This window comes from Microcoleus sp. D2_18a_D3 (assembly GCF_036702455.1).
Lineage (GTDB): Bacteria > Cyanobacteriota > Cyanobacteriia > Cyanobacteriales > Microcoleaceae > Microcoleus.
Map to the genome: position 1 here is coordinate 6,108 of NZ_JAUBTK010000139.1, position 3,699 is coordinate 9,806.

Genomic DNA, 3,699 nt, shown 5'->3' on the forward strand with positions numbered 1-3,699 from the left:
TGTCGGAGTTGGTGTTGGGGTAGGCGTTTCTGTCGGAGTTGGTGTCGGAGTTGGTGTTGGGGTAGGCGTTTCTGTCGGAGTTGGTGTCGGAGTTGGTGTTGGGGTAGGCGTTTCTGTCGGAGTTGGTGTCGGAGTTGGTGTCGGTGTAGGCGTTTCTGTCGGAGTTGGTGTTGGCGTTGGTGTCGGAGTTTCTGTGGGATTAGAGTCATCACTATCATCATTGAGAATGATGCCCGTACTTTGGTTGGCGGCGGGATCGATGGTGGCGTTGGTGGCGTTGTTGAGGGTAACGCTGAAAGTTTCATTCGCCTCGAATTTGGTGTCGCCGTTAACAATTACAGCGATCGTTTTTGTTAGCGCTTCTGATGGATTAAAGATGAGATTACCGTCATTATCTTCGTAGTCGAGATCGCCCGTAGTAGCAGTACCGTCATCTGTCTTGTAGTTAACAGTAATGGGCAAACCAGAAGCATTGGAGAGGCTAACGGTGTAGTTGTAGGTAGTTGTGCCTGTATTGCCTTCAGCTTGGTTAATCGTGGCGGGGGCGATGCTGACAGTTGGAGGGTTATCGTTATCTGCAATTGTCAAAACTGCATTGTTGTATCGATCGCCAACTGTAGCATTTCCCGTTGGATTAGTTAGAGATAAATTAACCGTTTCGTCAGCTTCGTCGATCGCGTCATCGGCGATCGGAATAGTAACAATTTTTGGTGTCGTATCGCCGGCGGCAAAGTTAATCGCGATCGGCGTATTGGTGTAGTCAGCAGCAACAGCAGTACCATCCGTCAGCGTCAGCGTTGCCCCAACTGCACCTTTATTACCACCGATGCGATTGACGGTAATTGCAGTACCTACAACTGTGCCGTCTTCATTCACCGTGTAAGCGGGATTGCTAAATTGCAGTAAGCCAGGGGAAGGTTGAGAAAATTCCGAAGTATCGTTAGTTGCTAAGTTAGTAGCAGTAGTGACGATCGCCCCTGTTGCAGTTAAAGGCGGCGATATAAAATTAGCATTGCCAGCAGCATCAGTTATGAGATTAACAAAGTTGAGATAAGTTTGTCCTTCGCCGTTACCGCTGGGATCTAGAACAGTATTGTCAAAAAATTCGACGCGGAAATTCGTATTGGGAATGCTGTTGAGAGTGCCGCTAATAGTAATGTTGCCGTTACTAGCAGTTGTCGAGGTTAACACCGGGAAATTTTGCAAGCCGTTTCCGCCTGTATCCGCATCTCCAAAGTCGTTTGGAGTAACGCCGTCGCTAGTTAGGGGATCGGCATCGTTATCGAGATCGATGCCTAAACCATTATTAGAAAAGATAGAATTGCCTAAAATTGCTACGCCGTTGCCACCAGTAACTTGAATGCCGTTACTAGCATTAAATGCGATCGTATTTCCTTCTCCTGCTGCGGTGCCGCCGAGGCGGTTATTAACCCCAGTATCTTGAGCTATGACACTGTACACGGTATTGGGTAAAGGAGTGCTGCCGTCAGCTTGCGTGCCGATATAATTGCCGATAACGCGGTTGTTAGTGACCTCGTTGCTATTAAGATAGACGCCCATTTGATTGCCGGAAATGACATTGCCTTCTTGCGGTGTCGTGCCACCGATGATGTTACTTTCGCCAGCAGCGATAAAGACGCCGACCGGATTTCCCAAAGCGGCAGTACCGCTGATATTTGTGCCGATATAGTTGCCGACAACTCGGTTTGTCGCAGCTACACCGCCTGAAGGTTCGCCTAAAAGTGTGGGCGCTATTGCAAAAAAAATACCCGCAGTCTGACTGCCAGAAATGATATTGCGTTCTTGAGGCGTCGTTCCGCCGATAATATTGTTAGAAGCGCTGCCAATAGAGATGCCATAGATAGTGTTTCCTAGCGCTACATTACCCGTGATATCCGTACCGATGAGGTTGCCGACAACTCGATTTTGATTGGCAGTTGGGCCGTTAATCCCAATTCCGCCACCAAGGCCCCCATTGCCAGAAATCAGGTTGTCCTGAATCAAGTTTTCAGGCGCATTGCGGATGCTGATGCCAGCGTTGTTGCCGATCGCAACAGTACCAGTAACATCAGTGCCGATACGGTTGCCGATTACTTGGTTGTTGCGCGCAGCGATGCCGGAAATCTCGATGCCAAGCCCGACATTTAAATTGTCGTTGCCAGAGATTAAGTTGTTCTCGATCCGATTATCTGGAACGCCATCAATCCAGATCCCCCTGCGGTTGCCCCGATCGATCGTACCCGCAAGATCCGTGCCGATGTGGTTGCTGACGATCGCATTGCCGCCATTGGTTTGCAAGCGGATGCCTGCCAAGTCAAATCTGTTGATTGCTAAACCTTGCACGGTACTGTTCCCAGCAGTGATATCAAGTCCGACAATCCCACCTCCGGCGAGGTTGCCACTCAGTTCCACCAGTGGTAAACCGTTATAGCCCGCGCCGCCTTGACTCCAACCATCGACGATCGCTGGATCGGAGATCGGCGGCAGTGCGGATAAAGGCTGAATTAATTGCTGAGAACCGATCGCCCCGATATTAAAAGCGATCGTATCGCGATCGGCACCACTACCGACAGTGCCGTTAATTTGCGCTTGTTCTGCCACTGTCAAACCAGGAACATTCAGAGTGCCATTCGCAACCAGAATTGCCTCTCTGAGGGTGAGGACGGCATTCCTGATATTTGAGTCATCTGTGCTATTAACGGTAATGGTAGCAGCCATAATTTTTCTCCTTATACCCTGGTGTTGGCGAGGTTCGGCTATTGTTGGTTAGGCGATCGATAATTGCGATCGGGCGATCGGCAATCAACTTGCTTCTAAGCCAGTTTATTTTCCCAGAAAAAAACCCACCAGGGGAGTAAAATCAGGCGTTTCTACAACGACTGACAGTAAAAACTCAGGTTAAATCAGTTAAAATAGGGAAAAGTCAGGGTCGCTTTCTCCATGCAGGAACAATAGATCTCTTGTAAAAGTCTGCATACTTACGTATATACGTACTCAGCGGGCGAGCCCATGAACTCAGAATTAGACTTCTCTTGGAGCAAAACCAAAGAATCTGCCGAGCGCATTTTTGCTCAAAATACCGGCAAACCTCTCAGCGACATCGAAATGAAAGTCCTTCAAGGTTCTTGGGAAGGCAAAAGTTACGATGAAATCGCCAAAACTTACGGCTACAGTGCTGAATACCTCAACAAAGATGTTGGTAACAAATTGTGGCACAAGCTTTCAGAAGCGTTAGGAGAAAAAATTAGTAAGAAAAATTTCAAAGAAGCTCTAAGGAGATTTCCCTCGCCAGAATTACGTCAATATACTAACACAAATCCGCCTTCGCCCACACTGAATGCGACCGCAAATTTGCAATTTCCCGAAGGTTCGGTATCATTAGATTCTCCTTTTTATGTAGAGCGTTGCAACATTGAATCTTTGTGCTGCGAGACTGTTGTGAAACCAGGTTCGCTGATTCGGATCAAAGCACCGGAAATGATGGGCAAAACTTCATTGATGACCAGAATTTTAGCTCAGGGCGATCGGGAAAACTATCACGCAGTATATCTCGATTTGAGCGCGGCAGACCGAGGAATCTTAACAAATTTGGATAAATTTCTGCGCTGGCTGTGTTTGATGGTAAGGAATGAAAAATAAATAAGTTGATGAATTATCGGTTATACTGAAAAAAGTGCGCTTATTACAATTTTCACCCAA

The 3,699-nt window shown here is 47.6% G+C and carries 2 protein-coding genes; one reads left to right on the plus strand and one right to left on the minus strand.

Annotated features, from left to right (window positions below; genetic code table 11):
• Positions 1–2,718: Calx-beta domain-containing protein (locus QUB06_RS32935; RefSeq protein ID WP_333438841.1), on the minus strand; the 2,718-nt coding region annotated here is incomplete at its 3' end.
• Positions 2,719–3,009: 291 nt separating this feature from the next.
• Between QUB06_RS32935 and QUB06_RS32940 the strand changes: the two genes are divergently transcribed.
• Positions 3,010–3,639, plus strand: coding sequence for an AAA-like domain-containing protein (locus QUB06_RS32940; RefSeq protein ID WP_333438842.1), 630 nt, complete (start codon positions 3,010–3,012; stop codon positions 3,637–3,639).
• Positions 3,640–3,699: the final 60 nt, after the last annotated feature.